Genomic DNA, 22,807 nt, shown 5'->3' on the forward strand with positions numbered 1-22,807 from the left:
CTGCTCCGGCAATCCATTCAGGTCGTTATGGTAGTAACGAGTCTTCTGCAACGGCCCGGCACCATCGACACGAGCCAAGGGTTGGTAGCCTTCATCTTCATAGACGTACAGGCTTGTCTGACTGTGCTTATGCTCCTGCAATAACCGTAAACCGTCCCAGGTAAACCGCGTTTCCCCCAGCGGATACCCATCAGTGCCGTGCTCGGTTTTTTCTATCCGACGGCCCAGCGGGTCATACACCATCCTGACCACGCTACCATCGTCATTACGCACTTCAACCAGCCGACTTTCCGCGTCATACGCAAACCGCTGCACACCACGCTTGGCACTGCGCTTCTCGACCATCCGCCCAAACGCATCATAGCGATAACGCTTGTCCTGATACGTCAGCAGCTTGTTATGCACCACCAATCCAGCACCCGCTTGCGGGCCGTCCAGCAGGTTGGCGGCGGCGTCGTAGGCAAAGGTTTCGCGCTGCCCGTGCAGGCTGTCCTGGCTGGCGATGATGCGGCCAGTGGCGTCGTAATGCAGCAGTTGGCGATGTTGCGCGGCGGGCTGTTGGTCGAGTTTGCCGATCAGGTTGTCGGCGGGATCGTATTCGAACTGCTTTTGCGCCGCTGCGGGCATCAGCGTTGGCTGACTGACGAGGCGGCGTTGGCGCGAGCGCAGGCGGCCGCTGCGGTCGTATTCGCTGCGGGTGCTGAGCTGGCCTTGGGTGCGCAGCACTTCGCGGTGCAGGCGGTCGCGTTCGAAATCGCTGATGACCTGGCCGTCGAGGTTGATCTGGTGCAGATGGCCGCTGCCGTAGTACAGGCGGTTGAGCCAGCGGCCGTCCGGCAGCTGGGTCTGGATCAGGTTGCCGAGTTCGTCGTAGTGGTGTTGCAGGTTGCCGGCGGCACTTTGTTCGGCCAGCAGTTGGCCGACAGCGTCATAGGCGAAACCCAACGCCTGGGCGTTGCCTTGTGGATCAGTGAAGGTCACAGCCGTGAGCTGATCCACTGCATCGTAGTGGTAGTCGGTGCGGCCATCGTCAGTGGTTTTGGCCACCAGTCGCCCGACCGCATCACGCTCAAGCCGGTGAACGATAGGCGCGGGCGGCGTCTCGGGCACTATCGCCAGTCCATTGCCATAAGGCGCTGGAACGGCTGTCACCAGCGTGATGTTGTCGAGCAAGTCATAGTCGTAGCGCTTGGCGCTGCCGTCGAGGTCTTGCTGCTCGGTCAGCCGATCCCCGGCGTCCCATGCGAACCGATAGCTTTCACCGTTCTCGTTGACCAACGCTTGCAACCGCCCGTAGCTGTCATACCCAAACTGCACCTGCCGCCCATGGGCATCGGTGCGCTGGCGTACCTGGCCGCGCCGGTTGTGTTGGTAGAGCGTGGTGTGCCCGGCGGGGTCGGTGTAGCCCACCAACTGTCCACTGGCGTCGCGCTGATACTGCTCGGTGCGCCCATCCGGCAATTGGCTGCTGAGCAAGCGGCCCTGAGCGTCATAGCTGAACTGCGTGCGTTCACCCAAGGCATCGGTAATGACCTGCAAATAACCGCGCTCGTCGTAGCTGAAACGCGTCGGATAACCCGAGCAATCGATATGCTCGACCAACTGCCCGAATGCATTCCAGCGCAGCTTTTTGCTTTTGCCGGTGGCGTCGACAATTTCCACGACCTGGCCGTGGGCGTCATAGCGATAGCGGGTGATATAACCCAGCGGATCGGTCTCGGCGATGCAGTTACCGCGAGGGTCGTAGCGATACTGCCAGCTGTTGTCGGCAGCGTCGGTTTCCACCAGTGGCAACGCCCAATGTTCCAGCCACAATGTCGAATCACTGCGGCCCAGCGGGTCGGTTTCGCCGATTACGTTGCCGCTCTCATCGTAGCTGTACTCATAGCGCCCACCCAGCGGATCAGTCGCGCTGAGCAACTGACGTTCGTCATTCCACTCAAATAGCCAAGTCTGGCCGAGGTTGTCGCTGTATTGAATGATCTGATGCTGAGTATTCCAGTACCGCGTACTTACACGCTGCAGGCCGTCGGTGATGCGCGTAATGCCGGCCTGCAGGTCATAGTCGAACTGGTAAGCATCGCCCTCATCGGTCCAATGCCGAACCACGCGCCATTCCAGGCCTTCAACCAGTGCCCACTCATAGAAACAGCGCAATCCGGTGGGCAATTGATGCTCCACCATTCGGCGCCCGGCATCGTAGGCGAAGCGCCGCTGTAACTGGCCGGTTGCATCACGCACTTGCGCCAGATTGCCCGCCGCGTCGTAGCCGTAGCTCACCAGCACTTCGCGACGTTGATCCGGGTACAGGCGTTCGATGCGGCTCACATGGCCCTGCTCACGGATCAGCTCAACCTGAACCAGATCGAACGTATCGCGCAGGCGCACCAAGTGCCCGGTTTCGTCATAGTCGAGGTAGATGCGGTTGTCGTTGCGATCACCCAACTGGCTCAGGCGTAGCCGCGACGGATTTGCGGGCGCAGGCTCGAATAAACGATACATGCCGTCGTCGCTTTCGATCAGCAACTGCCCATTGAGGTGTCGCCGCACCACAAGCCCTTCACCGGCGCTGAACACCGCGCCGCCCAACGGAATCGAGCCCATGTCGATGGCCCGGCCTTGTTCGTCGGTGTAGATCAGCGTTTCGCCGCCCTCGGCATGCGGCTGGATGTCGACGCACACCTCATACGGGACGCTCCACCCTAGACCAAACAGGCTGCCCTGGCGCTCGTCGCGGCTGTTGTAAAAGCGCTGCCAGTCAATCGGCAGGATGCCCGGCAGTACGAAATCCAGCTCCTCGACATCACCCAATACCTTCGCGCCCGTCGCGGCATGCACCGGGTTCGACGTGCCCATCGCAGCGTTGGCCGCAGCGCCCATCGCGCTGCTGATCGCCATCGAGGTTGCGCCGCTGACCAACATGCACGGCAACTTGCTGAAGAACTTGCCCTTGCCACCCTTGAGCATCAACAGCGCTGTAACCGCCAGCCCGACGCCAGGCGTCTTGCCGCTGCGAATTTCACGCACCACCACCGAACCGCCGCCGATGGTCACGTTGGAAGAGATCAGCCCGGACGACACCACCGTCGCATCGCAGGTACTGCGATCACCACTGCGCACGGCGGGTTGGCCGTTGACCGTGACCTTCTCCGAGCCTTCGGCCAGAAACTGCGGCGGCATCGGCGGGTGCTTCATGCACACCACCAGGTCCAGCGGCTTGGGCACGGCGCCCGGCGCAGGCGTTGCAACGGTAGGGCGCCACATCTGCGAAAAGAAACCTGCGGCCATGTCCAGATAACTGGCTTCGGGTTCCGGTTCGGGCGCTTCCAGCTCGGTACCGGCCGGCGTGACATGGGAACTGATCGCCCCGGCCGCACGAGCCGCAGGCATGTTATTGGTCAGGGTGTTGGTCGAGCCGGTGAGAATGTTCGCCTGCACCGTGGGCGGAAACAGGGCGTTACTGAAGGCATCACATATCTTGGTCAGCCCTTTGTCCGCGCCACTTTTGCTCATGGCCAGGCCAACAATCGTGCCCACCACCGCACCCAGCAGGAAGCAGCCGAGGCCACCGGTAACCACGGTAATGCCGGTGGCCGCAACCACGGCAGCCGTCGCCACCGCCGTGATCGCGATATTGGCCGCCACCTCCAGCACACCGCCGAGGATGTCCGCCATCATCGAAGTGTGGGAGAGCGCATCGCCCATCCGGGCTGCCCATAACGCGTCAGACATATAGGTTAAAGACTGTACAAAATATTGTAGAAGGAGGTTTGCTTATCGTTTATCAGTGACAGATCGTGGCCTGTTGGAATCTTTTCAAATTGCACTTTAGTAACGGCCATTCGACGCTTGATCACTGCTTCCAGCAGTTTGCCGAATAGTGCATCATCATCGACGAATTTTTTTAGCTTCAGAGTCTCTTTTGGGTGGGTTCGCAGGATATAAAAAGCATAATTCATCAAAATAATACTAGAGACGAAAAGATTTTCGGTTGATTGAAGTGGGTTGACGGTATCGACCAAGGCTTCAAAAGCCTGCTGCCTGTGGTGGGTATAGGTATACAGGAACACGTCGGGATACATGAGCTCGCTGTAACGATCATTAAAATTCAAGCGATAATTTTTATTATCCGGCGTAACCAATAGTTTAACGATGTTTGTCTGGAACGCTTTCAAGGTGCTCAGCAGTGCGTGTTCTTTTCTGGTGTCTGCTTTAATCGTCTTGTATATCACGTTAATCAGGTCCAGCAGTGCTATAGATCCAAAAGCCTCGGTCACCATCAGCAGTTGGTTATCCTTGATACTGAACCTGCGATACACCTCGTCATCAATGCTCAATTCAAAAAGCAGGAACGTGAGCATGTGATTCCTGAACGCCGCGTTCTCATCGATAGGACTATTTTTTAGACTGATCAGCTGGATCAGATAGAAGAAAACAAAATAGTCTTTATTAGTGCGTTGACGATTGTCGATGTCCAACAAATGACCAAAGCGAGACAGGACGAGTAGAAGAGCATAGCAGTCCGCCTCCGTAAATCCCTGTTTCAACATGGCTTTTTCAAAAGCGCTCGCGGAAAGAAGATCGTGCCAGCGGCTCACATAAAGCGTTGTTCCATTGCTTTTCTTGGCGGCAGCGGAGAGCAATAAAGGTTCGTCTTCCTGATAAAAAATAACGCCCAGTGACTGAGGAACTGGCCGGATGTTCAGGAAGCTTTCAAGCTTGTATGAAATGAGATTGAAGATATCCATTTTGTCGTTATCCGCAGGTCTTCCACTTTCCGTTCGCCCCTTTTTTCTCGACGCGAAAAGAGGTGATGGTTTTGTTGAATTTGTCGAGTATCCGAAAACCTACACCTTTTGCCTTGGGCTCATTGGTCTTGGAGAGTACGCCATCTTTGAGGCCCGTCTCTTTATAGTCAACGGTAGAAATGTCCTTATGGTCGTTGAGCATACTCACCCCTTTGTTATTGACGGTCGCTACCACGCGATACTCTTTCCCGGGGAAAGGGGGCGCATTTTATGATGCTTGAACGAGCCGGAAAATAAATCTGCCCCCATGCTTGTTTTATTAGGCGAATATCGGTGTGTGCTGACGCTTTAGTGCTTGATTGAGCTCTGAGTTAAACATGATGTTGCCGACTGCGCGCGTCATAGCTTATCGAGGCTGGCAGCGGTGGTGATGTAAAACGCCATGCCTGACTTGTCGATGACTTTTATTCTTCCGTTTTCTTCCTTGATATCCTTTAAGTAAGGAAGGAAGACCACTTCATCGGGAGCTGTTCGCAAAATCTCTTTGTCGAGCACACAGGTGTTGTTCTTCAAAACTTTAAAACTCAAAAAGAAAAAATCGATTGTCAGGCGGCACTCAAGTACGCAGGTACACGCAGGGGTTTTTATTTTTTTACTCTTGAAAACCCACTCGTTTTTAAAGTGGTTACGGCGAAACTCATCAAGTGTGTCTTTGAATAGGGCGGCAGGAAGCGCTATGTGCTTTATCGCTTTTGCCAACCCATTCAACAGCAGGCTTATAAAAAACTCATTGAGTTCGTCGGACGTTACGCAGTTTTTATAGGCGACCTCGTCCATAGTGACCGGCACAATAAGTGCGCCGCTGGAGTTCACGTAGACCTCCTGCGTAGTTTGCTTGGTTCCGACAAAACAAATTTTTTTGAAGCCCACCGTCTCGAATTTTTGGGCGCTCAAATGGCGCTCCAGAAAATTGCAGACAGACCGGCTTTGATCGCGGAACGGATGAATGATCTCGTCGCTGTATTCGGTCAAGTCCGGGTACAGGTACACTTCTTTTAAAATCATGGCCTTGAATGCCTCGCTGGGTCTAATTCCTGCCTGCGGCGGTTTGCATTTCGTTGCTCCCAACGCTCGATTTTCCACCGAGCGCCGGGGCCAGCCGGCACCTTTTTGATTACTCTGGACTCATACCGTCCCGTATTACCTGGTTCTGCGTTCCAGTCTCTAACCTGTTTTTCGGCTCGCGCCGATTTTCCATTTTTCTTTATTCTGCCGCCACTCACACCGGTCTTTGCAACTTTTCCGGTGCGCGTGTCTACGACTTCATAGCCGTGTTGTGCCTTGCGGCTTTTTCTCGAGTTGCCGTGGCATGACCAGCCCCAAGGATCTATCCACCCTAAAGGGTTGGGAGCGTATTGGTAAAGGTTGACTCCTCCCAATAGCTCGATGGGGTCTGGTGTGGTGAATCGCCCAATATCCGGATCATAGAAACGAAAGGTATTGAAGTGCAGGCCTGTCTCGCGATCCAAATATTGGCCCTGGAATCGCAGATTCTGCTCTTCGATGTAGTGAGGCTCACGAACCTCTTCAATGGTATTGCCCCAAACCCGATAACGAGCATGCCAGACGATATTACCCGTGGCATCCGATAGTTGTTCGGGCAGTCCGTTCTGATCATTGTGGTAGTACCGGATTTTTTGTTGGGCACCCACACCATCCACACGTGAAAGCGGCTCGTGGCTGTCTGTTCCATAGAGGTACAGGCTGTTCAGACTGTTCTTTTGCTCTTGAAGCAGTCGCAATCCGTCCCAGATGAAATATGTCTCGCCTAGTGGAAACCCGCGGATGTCATGTTCAGTTTTTAATGTCCTTCGACCGAGTGGGTCGTAGCACATTTTGACGACAGTTTCTTGAACTCCGTTGGTGCTGTGAACTTCAATTAAACGATGTTCTGCATCATAAAAGAAGCGTTGTACTCGATGACTACCGGTACGCTTCTCTACCATTCGACCGAAGGCATCGTAGCGATATCGTTTGTCCTGATAGGTCAGTAGTTTGTTATGTACCACCAGCCCTGCACCGGGTTGGGGACCGTCCAGCAAGTTGGCGGCAGCGTCGTAGGCAAACGTTTCGCTCAGCCCCTGAAGGTTGTCTTGGTTGGCGACAATACGTCCCGTCGCATCGTAGTGGAACAATTGTTGACGACTGGCAACCGGCGTACGGTCAATGCGGGTGATCAGATTGTCGTTGGCGTCGTAATTGAAATGCTTCTGTACTCTGGGCGGTAGCAGTGTTGGCTGGTCGGCATTGCGCAGTATGCGCGAACGTAGGCGTCCACCACGGTCATACTCGCTCCGCGTAGTAATGTGTCCCTGAGTACGCAGAACCTCACGGTGCAGCCGGTCCCGCTCGAAATCACTGATCAACTGACCATCGAGGTTCAGTTGGTGCAGATGACCACTTCCGTAGTAGAGACGGTTGATATGGCGCCCATCGGGCAATTGCGTTTGTATCAGGTTACCCAGTTCGTCGTAGTGATGACGCAGGCTGCCTGCCGAGCTTTGTTCTTCCAGCAATTGGCCGACAGCATCGTAAGTAAATGACAGGCTTTGCTCGCAGCCTTGGGTATCTGTGAATGTGGCAACGGTAAGTTGGTTGACGCTGTCGTAGGTGTAGTCGGTTCGACCATCGGCCGTTACTTTTCCGGTCAATCGGCCAGCGGCGTCCCGTTCCAAATGATGAGTGATGGGATCTATTGGTGTATCGGGTACAAGTGCCAGTCCAGAACCATAAGGGGCGGGTATATGAGACTCGAGAATGGCATTGTCCAATCCGTCGTAGGCATAGCGTCGGGCGCTGCCATCCAGGTCTTGTTGCTCGACGATTCGGTCGACCGCATCCCAGATAAATCGATACTGTTCACCATTTTCATTGGTCAGTGCCTGGAGACGACCATAGGCATCATAGTTAAATTGAACGTGGCGTCCGTGGGCGTCGATGCGTTGGCGAACTTGCCCACGTCCATCGTATTGATAGGCGGTGGTGTGGCCGGCCGCATCGATGTGTTGGGTGAGCTGGCCACTTGTGTCACGTAGGTATTCTTCAACGCGACCATCTGGCAGTTGATAATGCAGCAGACGCCCGCGAGCGTCATGCAGGTAAGTCGTGCGCTCGCCGAGCGCATCGGTGATGGTCTGTAAATAACCGCGATGGTCGTAGCTGAATTTTGTTGAGTAACCTGAGCAGTCGATATGCTCTGACAGCTGCCCGTATTTATTCCAGCGCAAGGTGTTGCTTTTACCTGCGGGGTCGACAATCTCTACGATCTGGCCACCAGCGTTATAACGGTAGCGAGTGACGAGACCCAGCGGGTCTGTTTCGCGGACACAATTGCCGCTGGCGTTATATTCGTATTGCCAACTGCTGCCGGCACTATCGGTTTCAACCAGTGGAAGAGACCAATGTTCCAGCCATAAAACGGATTCAATACGGCCCAATGGGTCACTGGATGTACTGAGGTTGCCGCTCTCATCGTAGCTGTACTCATAGCGCCCACCCAGCGGATCAGTCGCGCTGAGCAACTGACGTTCGTCATTCCACTCAAACAGCCAGGTCTGGCCAAGGTTATCGCTGTATTGAATGATCTGATGTTGAGTGTTCCAGTACCGCGTACTCACGCGCTGCAAACCATCGGTGATGCGTGTGAGTCCGGCCTGCAGGTCATAGTCGAACTGGTAAGCATCGCCCTCATCGGTCCAATGCCGAACCACGCGCCATTCCAGGCCTTCAACCAGTGCCCACTCATAGAAACAGCGCAATCCGGTGGGTAATTGATGCTCCACCATTCGGCGCCCGGCATCGTAGGCGAAGCGCCGCTGTAACTGGCCGGTTGCATCACGCACTTGCGCGAGATTGCCCGCTGCGTCGTAGCCGTAGCTCACCAGCACTTCGCGACGTTGATCCGGGTACAGGCGTTCGATGCGGCTCACATGGCCCTGCTCACGGATCAGCTCAACCTGAACCAGATCGAACGTATCGCGCAGGCGCACCAAGTGCCCGGTTTCGTCATAGTCGAGGTAGATGCGGTTGTCGTTACGATCACCCAATTGGCTCAGACGCAGTTGCGACGGGTTCGCTGGCGCAGCTTCGAACAAGCGGTACATGCCGTCGTCGCTTTCGATCAGCAATTGCCCATTGAGGTGTCGCCGCACCGCGAGCCCTTCGCCCGCGCTGAACACTGCGCCGCCCAATGGAATCGAGCCCATGTCGATGGGCCGACCCTGCTCATCGGTATACACCAGCGTTTCGCCGCCCTCGGGATGTGGCTGAATGTCGACGCATACTTCGTAGGGCACGCTCCAGCCGACGCCAAACAGGCTGCTCGGGCGCTCGTCGCGGCTGTTGTAAAAGCGCTGCCAGTCAATCGGCAGGATGCCCGGCAGTACGAAATCCAGCTCCTCGACATCACCCAATACCTTCGCGCCCGTCGCGGCATGCACCGGGTTCGACGTGCCCATCGCAGCGTTGGCCGCAGCGCCCATCGCGCTGCTGATCGCCATCGAGGTTGCGCCGCTGACCAACATGCACGGCAACTTGCTGAAGAACTTGCCCTTGCCACCCTTGAGCATCAACAGCGCTGTAACCGCCAGCCCGACGCCAGGCGTCTTGCCGCTGCGAATTTCACGCACCACCACCGAACCGCCGCCGATGGTCACGTTGGAAGAGATCAGCCCGGACGACACCACCGTCGCATCGCAGGTACTGCGATCACCACTGCGCACGGCGGGTTGGCCGTTGACCGTGACCTTCTCCGAGCCTTCGGCCAGAAACTGCGGCGGCATTGGCGGGTGCTTCATACACACCACCAGGTCCAGCGGCTTGGGCACGGCGCCCGGCGCAGGCGTTGCAACGGTAGGGCGCCACATCTGCGAGAAGAAACCTGCGGCCATGTCCAGGTAACTGGGTTCCGGCTCGGGTTTGGTTTCTTCCAGCTCGGTACCGGCCGGCGTGACATGGGAACTGATCGCCCCGGCCGCACGAGCCGCAGGCATGTTATTGGTCAGGGTGTTGGTCGAGCCGGTGAGAATGTTCGCCTGCACCGTGGGCGGAAACAGGGCGTTACTGAAGGCATCACATATCTTGGTCAGCCCTTTGTCCGCGCCACTTTTGCTCATGGCCAGGCCAACAATCGTGCCCACCACCGCACCCAGCAGGAAGCAGCCGAGGCCACCGGTAACCACGGTAATGCCGGTGGCCGCAACCACGGCAGCCGTCGCCACCGCCGTGATCGCGATATTGGCCGCCACCTCCAGCACACCGCCGAGGATGTCCGCCATCATCGAAGTGTGGGAGAGCGCATCGCCCATCCGGGCTGCCCATAACGCGTCAGACATGCAGGCAGCTCATCAAGAAATAGCGTCGAACGACAACGAGTTTTTGATCAATGCCCAGTGCGCAGCCTCGGCATCGCCTAGCTTTTCGGCCTTCACATAACTCAAGGCGAGCATCTTGCGCGTACCTGGCAACACCAGCGCCAGTTGATACTGAAACACCTTGTCATTGCCCTTGTTGAACTGGCTGCGCAACTCGATACCTTCCACCTCTTGAGCGGCGCCCAGGCGCACGGTAACGCTGGGTTGGCAGCGCAAATCCTGCACCTGTTTTTCCAGGCGCTTGAGTTGGTCGTCGAAGTTGCTGTGCAACGTTTCGCCTTCGGCCAGCAAGCTGCGGCTGACGATCAAAGAAGTGCCCAGCTCGGGAAACTTGAGAATATTGATCGTCGCGTCCTGCAACTCTGCGGCCGGCAGTTGGAACTGAAATTCGTTGATTCGGTACGTCATGGCAAACAGGTCTCGTCAGGAGCTTTTAGGCGTGGGGAACGCGGCTTTAATGTTGGCGTCGATAGCGCCTTTTTGGCCCTGGCCATCGGGCGTGGCACCGGGTCCGCCGCCGTTGTTCAGGTGCAGCACGCCGCCGGTGTTGAACTCGGCGTCGCCGCTGGCGTAAAAGCTGATTTGCACGCCGGTGAGGTTGATCTGCCCGCTGGCATTCAACTCCAGAATGCTTTCGCCGCAGACCAGCCGCAGGTTCTCGCCCACTTCAATCACGTAGCTCTGGCTGATGCTGTCGGTCTTGCGCTGGCCCACCGAGAGAATGTCCTCCTGCTTGACGATGCGCAGGCGGTTATTACCAATCGTCACCGTCTCGTTATGCCCAATGCTCTTGTTGCGGTCATGCCCCACCGAGTGGCTTTCATCCACCTCCACCACGATGTCCTGGTTGCGCTCGGCGTGGATATACAACTGCTCCAGCCCCTTCTTGTCCTCCATGCGGATTTCATTGAAGTTGGCCGGCGTGCCGCCTTTGCTGGAACGGCTTTTCATGCCGCTCTGGGTGGCGTTTTCCGGCAGGTCGTAAGGCACGGTCTGCTCGGCGTTGTACACCCGCCCGGTGATGATCGGCCGGTCCGGGTCGCCTTCCAGAAAGCTCACAATCACTTCCTGGCCGATCCGTGGGATCTGCATCGAGCCCCAGTTTTTACCGGCCCAGGATTGCGACACACGTATCCAGCACGAGCTGTTTTCGTTGGATTGGTCGTGACGGTCCCAGTAAAAATGCACCTTTACGCGGCCGTACTGGTCGGTCCAGATTTCCTCGCCCTTGGGGCCGACCACCAGCGCAGTCTGCGGGCCTTTGACGATGGGCCGATAGGTGCTGGCCAACGGGCGGAAGCTTTGCTGGGCGTCAATACAGGTGAGGCTGCTTTCGAACTGCGCCGCTCCCGAGCCTCCGCCGCTTTCCAGGCTTTCCTGGACGATGGCATAGCGGCAGCCGACGATCAGGTATTCGCGGTTCTGGTCCTGGCGGCTGAAGCCGGTGAGGCTGAACAAATGGCCCGAGCCCAGGCCACGCGCATTACCGTTGAACTCGACCTGCTCATGCAGGGTTTGCAGGGCTTCAATGCGGGTGCGCGCATAGTGTTCGCCGTCGGCGCTTTGCACGTAGGTGCCGGGGTAGTCGTACAGCGGGTAGTCGCCGGCGGTGTGCGGGCGCGGCATGGCCGAGCGCACGTCGATGCTGGCGCTGGGGCGCTGGAAGTCGTAGTCGTTAAGCTCAAGCGACCCCGGCTGCACTTCCTGCGCCAGGTGCCAGTTGTGCATATGGTCGCGTTCGCGCTGCTGCTCGTCCTTGGGGTAGTACGGGATCGACGCGTAGCCCGGCACCGTGGCGTGTGCGCCATAAGCATCGGCCAGCACCAGCACATGACGGTCCTGCTCATGGCGGAAGAAGTAGTAAATACCTTCCTGCTCCATCAGGCGGCTGACGAAATCGAAGCTGGTCTCGCGATACTGCACGCAATATTCCCACTCGCGATACGGGCGGCTCAGCGCGTCTTCGAAGTCGGAAAAACCCAGGTCGCGGAACACCTGCTTGATGATCTGCGGGATGCTCAGGTTCTGGAAAATCCGGCAGTCCGAGGTGCGGCTGAGCAGCCACAACCACGGGCGCAGGGTCACCTGATAACTGGCGAACTGGCCCTGGTCGATATTCTGGCTGCAACGCGCGACGATGCCGTGGAAGTGCCGCTCGCCACCGTCCGCCAACTGCACGCCGACACTCATCGGCTTGCCCAGCAACTGGTTAAGGTCGATGTTGGCGTCCAGCGAGGTCAGTCGCAGCTCATAGTTGAACAACCTGCCCAGCTCTTCGCCGCCGCCCATTTCATTGAGCAGCAGCACATCCGGCCCCAGAGGGCTGGTGATCTTGGCCAGGCGTGAGGCTTGGTTGAATAGCATCGGTAGTCCCGTAAATTGCGTATTAACTGTAGGAACCGGTTCTAAATGTGGGAGCGGGCTTGCTCGCGAATGCGGTGTGTCAGCTGATGCAGCCGGTGACTGATTCACCGCATTCGCGAGCAAGCCCGCTCCCACAGTTTTGATCGTATTCCGTCAGGTCAATCGCTGAAGTCGTAGTGCAATTCATTATCCCGGCTGCTGATACGCACACCCGCCAGCGCCTTGCCTTCGAGCATGCGCGTGAGGAATTCACGGCTCATGTCCGGCAGCAGGCTGTTGGTGAGGATGGTGTCGATCATGCGCCCGCCGCTTTCGGTTTCGGTGCAGCGCGAGACGATCAAATCGACCACCGCGTCGTCGTAATCGAAGGCGACCTTGTGGGTGTTCTCCACGCGCTTTTTGATGCGATTGAGCTGCAGGCGGGTGATCGCCTTGAGCATCTCATCGCTCAACGGGTAATACGGAATCGTCACCAAACGGCCCAGCAGAGCCGGCGGGAAAATCTCCAGCAGCGGTTGGCGCAGGGCCTTGGCGATTTCTTCCGGCTCGGGGATGTTCGCCGGGTCTTTGCATACGCGGGAAATCAGCTCGGTACCGGCGTTGGTGGTCAGCAGGATCAGGGTGTTCTTGAAGTCGATCACCCGGCCTTCGCCGTCCTCCATCACGCCCTTGTCGAACACCTGGAAGAAGATTTCGTGCACGTCCGGGTGGGCTTTTTCCACTTCGTCCAGCAGCACCACGCTGTAGGGTTTGCGCCGCACCGCCTCGGTCAGCACGCCGCCTTCGCCGTAGCCGATATAACCCGGCGGCGCGCCCTTGAGTGTGGACACGGTATGGGCTTCCTGGAACTCGCTCATGTTGATGGTGATGACGTTCTGCTCACCGCCGTACATGGCTTCGGCCAGGGCCAGGGCGGTTTCGGTCTTGCCTACACCCGAGGTGCCGGCGAGCATGAACACGCCTATCGGTTTGCTTGGGTTATCGAGCCCGGCGCGGGAGGTCTGGATGCGCTTGGCGATCATCTGCAAGGCATGGTCCTGGCCGATGATGCGTTTTTTCAGATGCTGGTCGAGGTTGAGCACCGTCTCCAGTTCGTTGCGTGCCATGCGGCCCACCGGGATGCCGGTCCAGTCGGCGACCACCGAGGCCACGGCCTGGTAGTCCACGGTCGGCAGGATCAGCGGGGTTTCGCCTTGCAGCGCAGTGAGGCGTTGTTGCAGGTCGACCAGTTGGGCGCGCAACTCATCGTTGCCGCTGTCTACCACGCCCGCCTTTTCGCGCAAGGTCGCGCGAGTGGACAATAGCTCATCAACCAGGGTTTTTTCTTCGGCCCAGCGGCTTTCCAGCGTTGCCAGGCGTTCGCGCTCGGCGCTCAGCAAGGCTTCGCTATGGGTTTGACGCGCACCAATGGCAATGCCGATGGCATGCTCGCGGGCGATGATTTGCAGCTCGGTTTCCAGCGCTTCGATGCGACGGCGGCTGTCGTCCACTTCGGCCGGCACGGCGTGCAGGCTGATGGCGACGCGCGCACAGGCGGTATCCAGCAAGCTGACGGATTTGTCCGGCAACTGGCGTGCCGGGATGTAGCGGTGCGACAGTTTCACCGAGGCTTCCAGGGCTTCATCAAGGATCTGCACCTGATGGTGTTTTTCCATGGTCGAGGCCACGCCACGCATCATCAGCAGCGCTTTGTCTTCCGACGGCTCGGCCACCTGCACCACTTGGAAGCGGCGAGTCAGGGCCGGGTCTTTCTCGATGTGTTTTTTGTACTCGGCCCAGGTCGTGGCGGCTACGGTACGCAAGGTGCCACGGGCCAGCGCCGGCTTGAGCAGGTTGGCGGCATCACCGGTCCCGGCGGCGCCACCGGCACCCACCAGGGTGTGAGCTTCGTCGATAAACAGAATGATCGGCTTGGGCGAAGCCTGCACGTCTTCGATGACCTGGCGCAGGCGCTGTTCGAACTCGCCCTTCATGCTGGCACCGGCTTGCAGCAGGCCCACGTCGAGGCTGCGCAGTTCCACATCCTTGAGCGCAGGCGGCACGTCACCGGCGACGATGCGCAGGGCGAACCCTTCAACCACGGCGGTCTTGCCCACACCGGCTTCACCGGTGAGGATCGGGTTGTTCTGGCGCCGACGCATCAGGATGTCCACCAGTTGGCGGATCTCTTCATCACGCCCCACGATCGGGTCGAGCTTGCCGCTGCGCGCTTGCTCAGTCAGGTCGACGGTAAAACGCTTGAGCGCTTCCTGCTTGCCCATCGCACTCGGTGCCATGGCACCGCTGGCTTCGCCCGGCACGGCACCGGCATTGAAGCCATCGCTGGCACTCAGCGCATTCTCCGGCGAGTCGCCGACGTATTCGTCAAAACGCTCGCTCAGGGCTTCGGGTTTGATCTTGTCGAACTCAGCTGACAAGCCCAGCAGCGCATGGCGCAGGCTTGGCGTCTTAAGGATACCCAGCACCAGGTAGCCGGTACGCACCTGGCTTTCGCCAAACATCAGGCTGCCGTAGACCCAGCCGCGCTCTACGGCTTCTTCCACGTGGGAGGACAAGTCGGTGATCGACGTCGAACCACGCGGCAGGCGGTCCAGCGCTTCGGTCAGGTCACGGGCCAAGCGTGCCGGCTCCACGTTGAACTGACGGATGATGCGGTGCAGGTCCGAGTCCTGCAGTTGCAGCAACTGGTGAAACCAGTGGGCCAGTTCCACATACGGGTTGCCCCGCAATTTGCAGAACACGGTGGCGGCTTCGATGGCCTTGTAGGCCACGCTGTTGAGTTTGCCGAACAGTGCGGCGCGACTGATTTCACCCATGCTCTGGATTCCTTGAGGTGGTGGCGTGATCGGCGTAATGCCGGGCCAGGATTAGGTCGTTGGCGTCATGCTCGGGTTGGCCGAGCCAGGTGTTGAAGCCCAGGCGGAATTGGCCATTGAGTTGCAGCTTTGGGACTTCGGGTTGTTGCAAAACCAGGTTCAAGTCCCAGTCCAGTTCATGGCCCAGGTACTCGGCCACCCACGCTACCAGCTCGTTGAACGGCTGGCTGCCGGGCAGCATGCCCATGTAATCGTCCAGCTTGAGCGGGCCGAGTCGGATGCGGAATTTATGCTGGCGATCCCACACATGGCTGCCCAGGCAAAAGTCCACGCCCAACTGGTTGGCGCTGACACTCACGCGGCTGCGCTCCGGCAGTTCCAGCCATTGGCCGACGTATTCTTCGATGGTTACCGGCAGGCCGAAGTACTCGCTGAGAATGGCTTTCAAACCGTCCGGGTAGCGGGTTTGCGCCGACAGGTGGCCGCTGTAGTGCAGCTTCGCGGTATCCGGAATCAGCCCCTGATTCAGCAGGCTCGGCATGCCTCGACCACTCAGCGCCGCGAGGCGTGCGGACCAGTAGTCATCATCCGGGCGGTCGTGGCTGACGGTCGGCCGTGCCTCGGCCCAGGCTCGGTAAAACAGGCTGAGCAGGCGATGGTGGAACACATCCAAAAACTGTTTGCTGGTGCTGTCGGCATTGTTGCGCTGGCGTTCGCGCACGTACTCGGTGATATGCAGCGGCAAGGGGCCGTTGGGGCCGCCGAGGCCGAAAAAGAACTGCTCAAGCCGCGCCGGTTTGCCATCGCCGCCGGGGTCGACCGAGGCCAATGTGGCCGGTGCGAAGGTGCAATCGGCTTGCTGCCCGAGGCGCAGTGGGTCATCGGCCAGGCGCAGGGAATGGCCCAGGCGCGGCAGATCGGGCGATTCGCACTCGATACGCCGCAACGCCTGGAAGAAATCGTATTCCCAGGGCTCCTGATGCATCGCATCCAGTGTGTTCACAGGGTCGGACGTCGACCGGGCTTGGCTTTCCATCGCATGATCTCGCCGCGTTCGGTGGTACGGATCACCGTCTCGGTAAAGCTGTTGATCGACACATAACGTGCCAGGAAGCGTTCCAGCACTGCGCCGAGCAGGAACACGCCGGTGCCGCGAAACGCGTTTTCATCGAATTCCAGGGTGATTTCCAGGCCGCGTCCAAACACTATCGGGCCGGGCATCGGCAGGCGCCGGGTCACGGCTTTGCTGCTGACTTCGCGCAAGCCTTCGATCTGCAATTGCAGGGCCGCGTCATTGCTGTCGCCGTACAGGCGCAGCAGTTCACGCAAGGCGCCAGCGCCCTGGCCTTGTTCGCTCAGCGACAGGTAGTTGAGCGACAGCTGGCTGATCAGGCGCCACGCTTTGGCGTCATGGGCATGGCTGGCACGCGGACGACTCGGCCCGGCGACGCAACGCACCGACAACACCGGCGCGCTATCGGCCAATGTGAAGTCGGTCTTGCCATTGCCCACGCTCATGAACAGCGGCAGATCGCGATTGGTGCACAGTGCGGTCACGCCGAGCTGGCGCAGGTCATGGCGGTAGGGCGCTTGCTGGCTGTCGACCAGGCTGACGAAGGTTTCGCTGCCCACATAGGTAGAGCGCGGGCCGTTACGGCGTTGGTCACTGGACAACACGCGAGGCTCGCGGCGCAGCGTGTAGTAAGCCTGATCGCGGCCGTAGCGGGACGGATCGCGCACCGCATAGAACGGCAGGAACGGCTGCTCCGGCCCAGTGCCATGGCCGGTAATGCCACTCAGTGAGTGAATCTCGAAATCCATCGGCCGCGTGCGATCGGCGATCACATGGTGTTCGTTAACACGGTCCGACAGGTGGATACGGTCGACGCGTTTGGGAAACAAGTTGATCGCCGGCGTGCAGAACGGCAGGAACTGCGCCGCGCCGACACTGCCTTCCAGGCTCGGCTCGTGACGGTCGAACAGCACGATCAGCTCCAGCTCCTGGCCGTCGCAGCGTTTGACCGCACGGCTCAGCTGCGCGAATTCGACGAACAGGAAGCGGTGGGGCAGGGCGAAGTATTCCTGCAGTAGCCGATAACCCTGAAACGCGCGGGCCACCACCGGCATGGCCGCATCGGCGTCGTCAAAACCCCGGGAGCGCACCGCGTTTGGCGGCAGGCGCTCGACCCAATCGCCACCGGGTTTGCGGGCGAACACCGCGCAGGCATTGCCCAGCAGTTGTTCGTAAAGACGGAACGGCTGCTCATCGGCGCCACTGAGGTACAGCGGCAGGCTATCGAGGTCGAGGCTGTTGAAGGGTAATTCGGCGCCGGTGCGCAGAGTCAGGCGCAGGCCGGCTTTGGCCTTGGGTTCGCTGGCCGCCAGGCGACCCAGCACGGCAGCGGGGTTGCCGAAGTACTCGGCGCCACTGACCTGCAACGGCCACAGCGTCACCGGGTGCGCGGTGCGGTACTCGCAGCAGGTCTGGGTTTCGCGGCCCAGTGCGGCGCGCAACACGGTGTCGCGTGGCAGCGGGAAACCACTGGCCAGCGAGCCTTCGTCGGGGTCGGTCTGCAATTGCACCACGGTCATCGACGGCGTGGGCGCGAGGTAGTGCGGGTAGGCGATTTCCAGCAGGTTATGGGTGAAGGTCGGGTACTCGGCGTCGAGCTTGAGCTGCACCCGGGCCGTGAGGTAGGCAAAGCCTTCGAGCAAGCGTTCGACGTACGGGTCGGCGCAGTCCATGCCGGACAACGTCAGCCGACTGGCGATCTTCGGGTATTCCTTGGCGAACTCGGCGGCGCTTTCGCGCACGTGGTGCAGTTCCTGGTTGTACAACTCCAGCAGGCGCGGGTTCATGGGCGCCTCCGTTGGTCGGCATTGACGACACGCACATGCCCGGATTCCAGGTCCAGGTCGGTTTGCAGCAGCAGGCGCAACGGCACCGGCTGCGCCCACAGGTCGCCTTCGATCTCGAAACTCAATGCGTTGTGGTTCATCTCGCCATGGCCCACGCGGGCTTTGACGCGCAGGGTGTGGCGCAGAATTCGGGGTTCAAAGGTGGCAATCGCCTGATAGATCAGGGCTTCCAGGGCTTTGATATCCACACTGGAAACACTATTGCCCGCCAGCGCCGGCAGGCCGTAATTGACCACCGATGTGCCAGCCGGGGTGTGCAACGTCGCATCGGCGTCGAGGAGCGACGTGGTGTTAAGCAGCCACGCCAGGTCGCGCAGCACCGAAGCTTTCAATTGGGTCAGGGACAGCACGCGTTTATCGGCGCTTTCCTTGGGGTTGGTCGGGTCGTCGTCGGTCAGCCGGTCCAGCAGGGACGGTTGCAGACGGTCGCGGGAAGCGATTTCAGTTACCACCAAAGCAGCTCCACGGACGGGCTAAGAGAGGGACAAGGTGCCAGGGGTCGCAGCCAGGGGTCGCAGCCATGGGCTGCGGTCATTGGCTGCGGCCGCCAGGGCTATCAGCGCTTGGTGTTGGAACGGATGTTCCAGCCAAACTTGATTGCGCCGCCGTCTTTGGTGCCGTCGGCTTTCTGCGGCTGGTAGTCGACCATCACTTGAGCGAAGTTCAGGGTGACGTTTTCGGTCAGGCGATCATCGGTGCCCGAGCCGCCGGTGCTCAGGGACGTGACCAGCACTTCTTCCAGGTTGATCACCATGTACTCGACCTGGCTTTCGCCGCCGGCCTTGCGCACGGTCAACTTGACCTTGTCGATGTGCTTGCCGCTGGCGCAGTGCATCATCAGGTTAGGCGAAGCCTTGTCGACGTACTTGGTCAGCGACAGGTCCTGGATATTCACCTTGCCCGCGCCGCCGCCGCCGCCCACATGCATGTTGCCGGACTGGGCCATGCCCCAGCTCCAGTTCAGCACGTCGATTTCGTCCTTGTGGGCCTTGTCCATGGACTCGCCCTTGATGTCGCCGATCTTGATGAAAATATCAACAGCCATGTTTTCTCCCTGTGTGGACTCAGCCACAGAATTTATTAACGCTGATCGTTCCCACGCTCTGCGTGGTAACGCATCCTGTGACGCTCTGCGTCACTGGGACGCGGAGCGTCCCGGGCGGCATTCCCACGCAGAGCGTGGGAACGAGCGAGTTACGCGCTTTTTGCCGACGGCAGTTTCGATACCAGGCGCAACGACACCGTCAGCCCTTCGAGCTGGTAGTGCGGGCGCAGGTAGAACTTGGAGTTGTAGTAACCCGGGTTGCCTTCGACGTCTTCCACGATCACTTCGGCGGCGGCCAACGGGTGCTGGGCCTTGGTGGTTTCGGTGGAGTGTGCAGGGTCGCCGTCGACGTAGTTGAGGATCCAGTCCTGCAACCAGCGCTGCATCTCGTCCTTCTCTTTGAAGGAACCGATCTTGTCGCGCACGATGCACTTCAAGTAGTGGGCGAAGCGGCAGGTGGCGAACAGGTACGGCAGGCGCGCAGCCAGGTTGGCGTTGGCGGTGGCGTCCGGGTCGTCGTATTCGGCCGGTTTCTGCAACGACTGGGCGCCGATGAACGCGGCGAAGTCGGTGTTTTTCTTGTGCAGCAGCGGCATGAAACCGTTTTTGGCCAGCTCCGCTTCACGGCGGTCGCTGATGGCGATTTCGGTCGGGCACTTCATGTCCACGCCACCGTCATCGGTAGGGAACGTGTGGGCCGGGAGGTTTTCCACTTCACCGCCGGACTCCACGCCACGGATGCGCGAGCACCAGCCGTAGTGTTTGAACGAACGGTTGATGTTCACCGCCATCGCGTAAGCGGCGTTGGCCCAGGTGTACTTGGAGCTGTCGGCGCCGTCGGTGTTTTCTTCGAAGGCGAAGGCTTCCACCGGGTCGGTCTTGGCACCATACGGCAGGCGCGCCAGGAAGCGCGGCATGGTCAGGCCGATGTAGCGCGAGTCTTCCGATTCACGCAGCGAGCGCCAGCCGGCGTATTCCGGCGTGGTGAAGATCTTGGTCAGGTCGCGCGGGTTCGACAGTTCCTGCCACGAGCCCATGCCCATCACGGTCGGCGAAGCGGCCGCGATGAATGGTGCGTGCATGGCGGCGCAGACTTTCGACAACTCGCCCAGCAATTCGACATCCGGAGGCGACTGGTCAAAGTAGTAGTCGCCCACCAGGCAACCGTACGGTTCGCCGCCGAACTGGCCGTATTCTTCTTCGTACATCTTCTTGAAGAGCGGGCTCTGGTCCCACGCCGTGCCCTTGAATTTTTTCAGGGTCTTGTGCAGTTCAGGTTTGGCGATATTGAGCACGCGAATCTTCAGCTGCTCATCGCTCTCGGTGTTGTTGACCAGGTAGTGCAGGCCACGCCAGGCGCTTTCGAGCTGCTGGAAATCCGGGTGGTGGATGATCTGGTTGACCTGGGCGGTGAGCTTGGCGTCGATGGCCGCGATAATCGATTCAATCGACTTGATCGCGTCATTGGAAACCAGGTCCGTCTGCGCCAGAGCCTGCTCGGCCAGGGTGCGCACGGCGGTTTCCACGGCTTCGCGGGCACGCTCGGTCTTGGGCTTGAATTCTTGCAGCAGCAGGTTGGCGAACTCGCTGGCTTCTTCGGTAGCCCCCAGAATCTGGGAGCCTTCGCGGGCGGTATTGTCGGTCATGATTACTGATCCCCTGCTGGCTTAGGCGCGCTGGCAAGTGCCTGAAGCAGTGCCGGGTCCTTGATCGCCTTCATGATGATTTCTTCAGCGCCAGTCTTGCCGTCCATGTAGGTCAGCAGGTTGGCCAACTGGGTGCGGGCTTCGAGCAGTTGCTTGAGGGAATCGACCTTGCGGGCTACGGCGGCCGGGCTGAAGTCGTCCATGCTTTCGAAGGTGATGTCCAGGCTCAGGTTGCCTTCGCCGGTCAACTCATTCGGTACGTGGAAGGCTACGCGTGGCTGCATGGCCTTGAGGCGCGAGTCGAAGTTGTCGACGTCTACCTCAAGGAACTTGCGATCAGCCACAGGCGCCAGCGGCTCGGCAGGCTTGCCGGCGAGGTCGGCCATCACGCCCATCACAAAGGGCAGCTGGACCTTTTTCTCGGCGCCGTAAAGCTCGACGTCGTACTCGATCTGCACTCGAGGCGCACGGTTGCGCGCGATGAATTTCTGAGAACTTTGCTTCGCCACGTTGCTGCTCCTGGTCGCTTGAGCGACGGTGTTGTTACTGCACAGTCCGGCGGCTTACTCGCTTTCCGGGCCGCGCAGGTTTTCAAATTGGGACATGCCGTCGGGGATCAGATTGCGCACGATGGCCGCAAAGTCGGCGTGCACCAGATGCTTCGCCCGGTTCAACAACACCGGCAGCGGGCTCGAAGGCTCGTGCCGGGTGTAGTACGCAAGGATCTTGTCGAGGCTGCGCAGCACGTCATCGCGGGTGGCGATGTCGCCCGTGGGGCGCGGTGCTGCGGGGGCGGCGGCGAAATCGACCGAGGGGGCATTGTCTTCACTGACGGCCTCGGGTTCGCTGCTGCCTGCAGGGTCGGGTACGGCTTGATTGAGGATCTGCAGCGCCTGCTTGAGCGGTTGCTTCAACAGGCTCAGGTCTACGCCCTGGGCCGAGCCGACCTGGTCGCTGACCTGTTGTTCGATGGCCTCGCAGGCGGCACGCGCGGCACTCAAGGCGTCGCGCGTGGCTTGCAGGTGTTCGGCGTCGCTGTCGAGGAACGCGGCATTGAGTTGCTGCGCGCCGAGTTGCTCATCCGGGAAGTTCGACAGGCCGCTGGCGTTGAGCGCCGCGCGCAGGCTCACCGGCCCGAACGTGCGCGAGCGCGTGAGGATGCTCTCGCGCAGCAGGCGAATGGTCGCGTCACTGGTCAAGCCGGACAGGGCGTTGATGCGCACGGTGGGGTCGTTATCGTCGTCGGCATCCAGGCGCGGGTACAGGTCGGCCCAGTATTCGCGCAGCAGCGCGTTGATCAACGTAAGGACTTCGGCAAGCCCGGCCACACCCTGGAGGGCGAGGGAGCTTTGCAACAGGAAATGGGTGATGCGCAGGTCTTTGCTGCGTTGCAACAAATCGAGGCTTTGCTGCTGGATGCTGCGCCATTGCGGTGGTTCGGCGGGCAGAATCGAGTCGCCCATGCTGCGCTCGGGCTGGCCCTTGGCGTCACGTTCCAGTTGAAGGAATTGCGCGTCATATTCCAGGTCTTCACCACAGGGCGAAGTCGCGGAAACGGCGGCGAGCAGCAACGGCACATCCACTTGATTCGATCTCCTTATCAGCCCGTTAGATGCCAGGCAACGCATGCATTAGTTGCGCAATGAACTTTGCATGTTTTCTTGGTCATATACTCAGCGTGCCACTATGGTGCCATCACTTATGTTCAAGAAGTTGTGCATTTTTGGTGTAGTAGTTACGCGTTGTCAAGGTAAGCTACTCGCCCTCTGTGACAGATGTGCGGTGTTTAACACACTGCGCGACTGACGGGTCTGACGGCGCCCCGAGACAGGATTTT

At 59.3% G+C, this 22,807-nt stretch carries 15 protein-coding genes; all 15 read right to left on the reverse strand.

Features of this window, described 5'->3' with window-relative positions; all coding sequences use genetic code 11:
• Nucleotides 1-3,732 (reverse strand): DUF6531 domain-containing protein (locus BLV67_RS16495; protein ID WP_074854492.1); only part of this gene is annotated, 3,732 nt, incomplete at its 3' end.
• A 5-nt stretch (nucleotides 3,733-3,737) separates the two neighbouring features.
• The gene (locus BLV67_RS16500) at nucleotides 3,738-4,748 is read right to left on the reverse strand and encodes a hypothetical protein (RefSeq protein ID WP_069785697.1); all 1,011 of its coding nucleotides are present in this window, start codon (nucleotides 4,746-4,748) and stop codon (nucleotides 3,738-3,740) included.
• A gap of 7 nt (nucleotides 4,749-4,755) precedes the next feature.
• Nucleotides 4,756-4,983, reverse strand: a complete 228-nt coding sequence (locus BLV67_RS16505; RefSeq protein ID WP_069785698.1) for a hypothetical protein — start codon at nucleotides 4,981-4,983, stop codon at nucleotides 4,756-4,758.
• Between the two features lie 164 nt (nucleotides 4,984-5,147).
• On the reverse strand, nucleotides 5,148-5,813 hold the full coding sequence (locus BLV67_RS16510; RefSeq protein ID WP_065931344.1) for a hypothetical protein: 666 nt from the start codon (nucleotides 5,811-5,813) through the stop codon (nucleotides 5,148-5,150).
• Complete coding sequence (locus tag BLV67_RS16515; protein WP_074854486.1) at nucleotides 5,810-10,141, reverse strand: RHS repeat-associated core domain-containing protein; 4,332 nt, start codon at nucleotides 10,139-10,141, stop codon at nucleotides 5,810-5,812. Before BLV67_RS16515 ends, BLV67_RS16510 begins: the two co-directional genes overlap by 4 nt.
• 12 nt (nucleotides 10,142-10,153) lie before the next feature.
• Nucleotides 10,154-10,588 carry a DcrB-related protein gene (locus tag BLV67_RS16520; protein ID WP_069787147.1) on the reverse strand — a complete coding sequence of 145 codons (435 nt, stop codon included), beginning with the start codon at nucleotides 10,586-10,588 and terminating at the stop codon, nucleotides 10,154-10,156.
• 15 nt (nucleotides 10,589-10,603) lie between these two features.
• A complete protein-coding gene (locus BLV67_RS16525; RefSeq protein WP_069787146.1) occupies nucleotides 10,604-12,544 on the reverse strand; it encodes a type VI secretion system Vgr family protein in 1,941 nt (646 codons plus the stop codon).
• A gap of 158 nt (nucleotides 12,545-12,702) precedes the next feature.
• Nucleotides 12,703-15,360: a type VI secretion system ATPase TssH gene (gene tssH, locus BLV67_RS16530; protein WP_069787145.1), complete on the reverse strand. Its 2,658-nt coding sequence runs from the start codon at nucleotides 15,358-15,360 to the stop codon at nucleotides 12,703-12,705.
• Entirely contained in the window at nucleotides 15,353-16,396 is a 1,044-nt protein-coding gene (tssG, locus tag BLV67_RS16535) for a type VI secretion system baseplate subunit TssG (RefSeq protein WP_069787144.1), read from the reverse strand. The genes tssH and tssG overlap by 8 nt, the downstream gene beginning before the upstream one ends.
• Nucleotides 16,360-18,219, reverse strand: coding sequence for a type VI secretion system baseplate subunit TssF (tssF, locus tag BLV67_RS16540; RefSeq protein WP_065931924.1), 1,860 nt, complete (start codon nucleotides 18,217-18,219; stop codon nucleotides 16,360-16,362). The genes tssG and tssF overlap by 37 nt, the downstream gene beginning before the upstream one ends.
• Entirely contained in the window at nucleotides 18,216-18,731 is a 516-nt protein-coding gene (gene tssE, locus BLV67_RS16545) for a type VI secretion system baseplate subunit TssE (protein ID WP_005792513.1), read from the reverse strand. Before tssE ends, tssF begins: the two co-directional genes overlap by 4 nt.
• Nucleotides 18,732-18,835: 104 nt before the next feature.
• Entirely contained in the window at nucleotides 18,836-19,324 is a 489-nt protein-coding gene (locus tag BLV67_RS16550; protein WP_005792512.1) for an Hcp family type VI secretion system effector, read from the reverse strand.
• Nucleotides 19,325-19,473: 149 nt separating this feature from the next.
• Nucleotides 19,474-20,970, reverse strand: a complete 1,497-nt coding sequence (gene tssC, locus BLV67_RS16555) for a type VI secretion system contractile sheath large subunit (RefSeq protein WP_056860861.1) — start codon at nucleotides 20,968-20,970, stop codon at nucleotides 19,474-19,476.
• Nucleotides 20,971-20,972: 2 nt separating this feature from the next.
• Nucleotides 20,973-21,479 carry a type VI secretion system contractile sheath small subunit gene (gene tssB, locus BLV67_RS16560; RefSeq protein ID WP_017135823.1) on the reverse strand — a complete coding sequence of 169 codons (507 nt, stop codon included), beginning with the start codon at nucleotides 21,477-21,479 and terminating at the stop codon, nucleotides 20,973-20,975.
• Between the two features lie 54 nt (nucleotides 21,480-21,533).
• The gene (tssA, locus tag BLV67_RS16565) at nucleotides 21,534-22,553 is read right to left on the reverse strand and encodes a type VI secretion system protein TssA (RefSeq protein WP_069787143.1); all 1,020 of its coding nucleotides are present in this window, start codon (nucleotides 22,551-22,553) and stop codon (nucleotides 21,534-21,536) included.
• Nucleotides 22,554-22,807 lie beyond the last annotated feature (254 nt).

The organism is Pseudomonas salomonii (assembly GCF_900107155.1).
GTDB lineage: Bacteria > Pseudomonadota > Gammaproteobacteria > Pseudomonadales > Pseudomonadaceae > Aquipseudomonas > Aquipseudomonas salomonii.

Excerpts from the sequence above, each read along its gene's own strand:
- BLV67_RS16510 (WP_065931344.1), bottom strand. The coding sequence starts at position 5,813 with ATGATTTTAAAAGAAGTGTACCTGTACCCGGACTTGACCGAATACAGC.
- tssF (WP_065931924.1), bottom strand. The coding sequence starts at position 18,219 with ATGAACCCGCGCCTGCTGGAGTTGTACAACCAGGAACTGCACCACGTG.
- BLV67_RS16550 (WP_005792512.1), bottom strand. The coding sequence starts at position 19,324 with ATGGCTGTTGATATTTTCATCAAGATCGGCGACATCAAGGGCGAGTCC.
- tssC (WP_056860861.1), bottom strand. The coding sequence starts at position 20,970 with ATGACCGACAATACCGCCCGCGAAGGCTCCCAGATTCTGGGGGCTACC.
- tssG (WP_069787144.1), bottom strand. The coding sequence starts at position 16,396 with ATGGAAAGCCAAGCCCGGTCGACGTCCGACCCTGTGAACACACTGGAT.
- BLV67_RS16515 (WP_074854486.1), bottom strand. The coding sequence starts at position 10,141 with ATGTCTGACGCGTTATGGGCAGCCCGGATGGGCGATGCGCTCTCCCAC.
- BLV67_RS16500 (WP_069785697.1), bottom strand. The coding sequence starts at position 4,748 with ATGGATATCTTCAATCTCATTTCATACAAGCTTGAAAGCTTCCTGAAC.
- tssH (WP_069787145.1), bottom strand. The coding sequence starts at position 15,360 with ATGGGTGAAATCAGTCGCGCCGCACTGTTCGGCAAACTCAACAGCGTG.
- BLV67_RS16520 (WP_069787147.1), bottom strand. The coding sequence starts at position 10,588 with ATGACGTACCGAATCAACGAATTTCAGTTCCAACTGCCGGCCGCAGAG.
- BLV67_RS16525 (WP_069787146.1), bottom strand. The coding sequence starts at position 12,544 with ATGCTATTCAACCAAGCCTCACGCCTGGCCAAGATCACCAGCCCTCTG.